The following is a 3,808-nucleotide window of genomic DNA, read 5'->3' as shown; positions in this document are numbered from 1 at the left end:
AGGAAGACCACCGCCACCAGCAGAGCGCCGCGGGTGCCGTCGGCGAACCCGCCGGCCAGCGCGTCGATCACCGTGGGCGTCTGCTCGCCGTACGCCGAACCTGCGCCCTGCGCACGCAGCTGCGCGATCGTCGTCCCCGCCGACAGCCGTGTGGACTCCGCGAGCTGATCGCCCGCGGCTCCGGTGATCCCCGCGCCGTCTAGTGCGGCAGGCAGCGAGACGGCCAGCCACACCGACAGCACGGTGCCAGCCACCGCCGTTCCGAGCGCGGAGCCCACCTGACGAACCGTGCTCTGGGTCGCCGAGCCCTGGCCCGAGACGGCCACCGGGATGTCCTGCAGCACGGTGCCGGTCAGCTGTGCCGAGGCGAGCCCCAAGCCGAGTCCGTAGACGACCAGGGGCAGGGCGATCACCCAGCCGGCGCTGTCGGCGTGCAGCAGCAGCGCCAGAACCAGCGTCCCGGTGATCTCGAGCCCGAGGCCGAGCAGCACGGTGCCCGGTGCGCCGAGGCGCGCGGCGAGGTGGCGGGCGGCGGCGCCGGAGAAGAATGCGCCCACAGCCATGGCGGCGAGCACGAGACCGGCTCCCATCACGTCGAGGCCGAGCGCGTTGATGAGGAACAGCGGCAGGACGAAGATGATCGCGAACTCGCCGATGGCGACCATCGCGGCGGTGAGATTGCCCCACGAGAACGTCGAGAACGTGAACAGCCCGAGATCCAGCAGTGCCTCGCGCTGCACCTTCTCGCGGTGCCGTTCCCACACGACGAACAGCACGAGGGCGATGATCGCGATCGCCAGTGCGACGGGAACGGCCGAGATCGGGGCATCCTCCGACCATGTCCAGCCGAACAGGGTGAGATCGCTCTTCGGCTTCCACCAGCCGAGATCGGGGCCTTCGACGACGGCGAAGACGAGCGCGCCGAAGCCGATCGCGCTGAGCAGCGCGCCGTCGACGTCGACACCGGGCCGGGTCTTGCGGCCGCGGGTCTCGGGCACGACGATCGCCGCGGCGACGAGCAGCAGCAGGCCGACGGGCAGGTTCACCAGGAAGATCCAGTGCCACGAGGCCCACTGCGTCAGAGCGCCACCTGCGAGCGGCCCCACCGCGGCCGCGCCCGAGATGACCGCGCCCCACACGCCGAAAGCGGCCGCGCGATACCGGCCGCGGAACACGGCGTTCACCGTCGACAGCGTGGAGGGCATGATCAGCGCCGCGCCGACGGCCTGCACGGCGCGGGCGCCGATGAGGGCGCCCGCGTCGGCGGAGACGGCGGCGAGCAGACTGCCGCCCATGAAGACGACCAGCCCCGCCAGGAACAGCCGCTTGCGCCCCCAGCGGTCGGCCAGGCTGCCCGTCGAGAGCAGCAGCGCCGCGAGCACCACCGCGTAGAGGCTGTTCACCCACTGCGCGTCGGTGAGGTTGAGACCGAGATCGCTGATGATGGCAGGCAGCGCGACGCCGACGATCGTGCCGTCGAGCACGATGAGACCGAGCCCGACCGAGAGCACCGCCAGGGCGATCCACTCCCGGCGGGTGGGCGCGGCGGGCTCCGCCGGGGTGGGTCCCGCACCGTCGGTGCGATCCGCCTTCTTGATCTTCTCGTCACTCACGAGCCTGCGCCTCTCTCAGCCCTGCACGGTCACCGGCGACTGTACGCCTGCTGCGCGTGCGACGAAGACAGCCTTGCGCAGCAGCACGAAGAAGACGATCAGCGCCGCCGAGAGCAGGATGTGCCCGAGACCGGCGATACCCGCGATCATCTTCGTCGAGGGCTCGCCGAGCACCGTCAGCGAGCCGTGCCAGACCATCATCGCCGAGGTGAGGATCACGCCTGCGTTGTACAGCCAGAAGAACCAGGCGAACAGCTTCGGACTGCGCGAGAGCACGAACACCTTCTCGAGCACGAGCACGATCAGCAGCGCGATGAACCCGAGCGTGAGCAGGTGGGTGTGCACGAGTCCGAGCTGCGTGAACGCGCCTTCGGCGAAGTCGTTCGCCTTCGTGAACTCGCGGTAGAACAGGCCGGATGCCACGCCCGCGAATATGTAGGCGAAGGCGGCGTAGAACAGTTTCGTCATGGTTGGTCCTTTCGAAGGGGACGGCCGGGTCAGAGCAGACCCACCTGCTGGGCGACGTGGATAGCGCGGGAGCGGCTGTCGACGTCGAGTTTGGTGAAGATGTGGGCGATGTGGCTCTTCACGGTCGCCTCGGTCACGAAGAGCGCCTTGGCGATCTCGCGGTTCGCGGCTCCGGTGGCCAGCAGTCGCAGCACCTCGACCTCACGGTCGGTGAGCTTGGGCAGCGGGTTGCGCATGCCCTTCAGCACCCGTGCGGCGAGTTCGGGGGAGAGGATCGTCTCGCCCGCGTGCGCACGGTGGATGCCGTCGATGATCACCTCGGGAGCGACGTCCTTGAGCAGGTAGCCGGCGGCTCCGGCCTCGATCGCACCGAGGATCTCGGCGTCGCGGTCGAAGGTCGTCAGGATCAGCACCGCCGGGGCCGGGTCGAGTGCGCGCAGCGCGGCCGTGGTGCGGATGCCGTCGATGCCGGCTCCGAGGCGCAGATCGCACAGCACCACGTCGGGGCGCAGGTGACCGGCAAGAGCGATGGCCTCTTCGCCGGTCGCCGCCTCGCCGATCACGCGGACGGTGTCGGTATCGAGCACGCTGCGCAGGCCGGTGCGGACGACCGGGTGGTCGTCGACGAGGAGGACGGTGGTGGTCACGGAGTCTCCTTCGTCGTGGGCTGAGCGGATGCCGTCGGCGCAGGCCTGGCGGATCCCGGCGATGCCGCGGATGCCGCGGATCCCGGCGATGCCGCGGATGCCGGCGGCGCCTGCTCGGGATGGATCGGCACGGACACCGAGATGGCGGTGCCCTCGCCGGGTGCGCTCTCGATGTCCAGGCCGCCGCCGAGCTCACGCAGTCGAGCGCGGATGAAGCGCAGCCCGTAGCTCGAAGAGCCCGACTCGACGTCGCGCTCCCAGCGGGGGAGATCGAATCCGACGCCGTCATCGATGATGTCGAGTCGCACCGATCCGTCGTCGTCGATCAGGCTGACCACGACCCGGGATGCCTGTGCGTGCAGCCGCACGTTGGCCAGCGCCGACTGCGCGGTGCGCAGCAGCGCGACCTCGACGGGCGTCGGCAGCGTCGGCAGCGACTCGTCGACGTGCAGCTCGCAGCGCACCCCCGCCTCCTTCTGGGTGCGCTCCAGCATCCGCTCCAGCGCGTCGGCGAGCCCGCTCTGATCGAGCTCGGCGGGCGCGAGAGCGGCGACGATGCGCCGCACGTCGGCCAGGCTGTCACCCGCGAGGCCCTCCAGCTGCGTGAGTGTGCGCGCGGCCTCTGCATCGGTGCTGCGCGCTGCGCCGGCGTGCGCGAGCAGCCGGATCGATGAGAGCCCCTGCGCGACGGTGTCGTGGATGTCGCGCGAGATGCGGGTGCGCTCGGCGACCGCACCGGCCTCGCGCTGGGCGAGGGCGAGCTCGTCCTGCAGGCCGGCCATCTCGTGCTGCGCGCGGGTCAGCGAGTCGAGCAGTCGCTCCCGCTCGGCGGCATCGCGCAGCAGCTGCACGTATCCGCGCGAGATGCCGAAGGCGAAGATCCCGCCGATGAGCGGCCCGAAGATGTTGGCGTAGCTGGTGACGCCGTGGTGCACGATCGGCCCGACGACGACGACGGCGAACACCACGCCCGAGAACACGAGGCCCCACCGCAGCGGCAGCAGGTGGCCGGCGAGCAGCCACAGCAGGAAGGCCATCCAGACGAACTCGGGCGACACGGCGACCGCGGCGATCCACACC

Annotated in this window: 4 protein-coding genes; all 4 read right to left on the bottom strand. The window is 70.7% G+C overall.

Features of this window, described 5'->3' with window-relative positions:
• The coding region (locus RT309_RS14070; RefSeq protein ID WP_313358036.1) for an MFS transporter at positions 1-1,523 on the bottom strand (1,523 nt) is incomplete at its 3' end.
• Positions 1,524-1,628: 105 nt separating this feature from the next.
• The gene (locus RT309_RS14065; RefSeq protein ID WP_313358035.1) at positions 1,629-2,081 is read right to left on the bottom strand and encodes a DUF2871 domain-containing protein; all 453 of its coding nucleotides are present in this window, start codon (positions 2,079-2,081) and stop codon (positions 1,629-1,631) included.
• Between the two features lie 29 nt (positions 2,082-2,110).
• On the bottom strand, positions 2,111-2,728 hold the full coding sequence (locus tag RT309_RS14060; RefSeq protein WP_313358033.1) for a response regulator transcription factor: 618 nt from the start codon (positions 2,726-2,728) through the stop codon (positions 2,111-2,113).
• The coding region (locus tag RT309_RS14055; protein WP_313358030.1) for a sensor histidine kinase at positions 2,725-3,808 on the bottom strand (1,084 nt) is incomplete at its 5' end. The genes RT309_RS14055 and RT309_RS14060, both read right to left, overlap by 4 nt.

The organism is Microbacterium sp. (assembly GCF_032084865.1).
Lineage (GTDB): Bacteria > Actinomycetota > Actinomycetes > Actinomycetales > Microbacteriaceae > Microbacterium.
This window is presented reverse-complemented; position numbering and strand designations above follow the sequence as displayed.

What these genes read in the sequence shown, in the direction of transcription:
- RT309_RS14065 (WP_313358035.1), bottom strand. Translation starts at nt 2,081, where the DNA reads ATGACGAAACTGTTCTACGCCGCCTTCGCCTACATATTCGCGGGCGTG.